This is a genomic window from Arthrobacter sp. FW306-1B-G06A, from assembly GCF_058781765.1.
Genome location: NZ_JBYSXB010000092.1, coordinates 1 through 785 on the forward strand (window position 1 = coordinate 1; position 785 = coordinate 785).

1 protein-coding gene is annotated in these 785 nt (G+C 70.1%); it reads left to right on the top strand.

Going from position 1 to position 785, the window contains the following annotated elements:
* Positions 1-785: alpha-glucan family phosphorylase (glgP, locus tag AC3WJM_RS23010; RefSeq protein ID WP_492273059.1), on the top strand; the 785-nt coding region annotated here is incomplete at both ends.

The following is a 785-nucleotide window of genomic DNA, read 5'->3' on the forward strand; positions in this document are numbered from 1 at the left end:
GACGACGCCGCGCGCGGGATCACGGACCGCCTCTACGGCGGCGGCGGTGACCACCGCCTGCAGCAGGAACTGCTGCTGGGCATGGGCGGGGTGAAGGCGCTGCGCGTCTACCAGCGCCTCACCGGCACCCCGGCCCCGGAAGTGTTCCACACCAACGAAGGCCACGCCGGGTTCCTGGGCATCGAACGCATCCAGGAACTCATGTCCACCGAGGCCCCGCTGAGCTGGTCCGAAGCCCTGGCCGCCGGACGCGCGTCCACGGTGTTCACCACCCACACCCCGGTGCCGGCCGGCATCGACCGCTTCGAGGCCGTGCAGATCAGGCACTTCTTCGACGCCGGACTGGCCCCGGACGTGCCCGTGGAGAAGGTCCTGGACCTGGGCCGGGAAAACTACGACGGCGGCAACCCCGCGGTCTTCAACATGGCCGTCATGGGCCTGCGCCTGGCGCAGCGGGCCAACGGCGTGGCCAAACTCCACGGCGTGGTCTCCCGCGAAATGTTCTCCGGGCTCTGGCCAGGCTTCGACCACTCCGAAATCCCCATCACCTCCGTCACCAACGGCGTCCACGTCCCCACCTGGGTGGACCCGCGCATCTCCGCACTGGCCCGCCAGCAATTTGGAACCGAGGCTGAGGCCTTGGGCCGTTGGGATCTCGCCTACAACGTCAGCGACGAGGACGTGTGGGCGCTCCGGCGGCAACTCCGGGTATCCCTCGTGGAGGATGTCCGGCGTCGGCTCCGGGCGGCGTGGAAGAAGCGCGGGGCGGCCGATGCGGAGCTGGG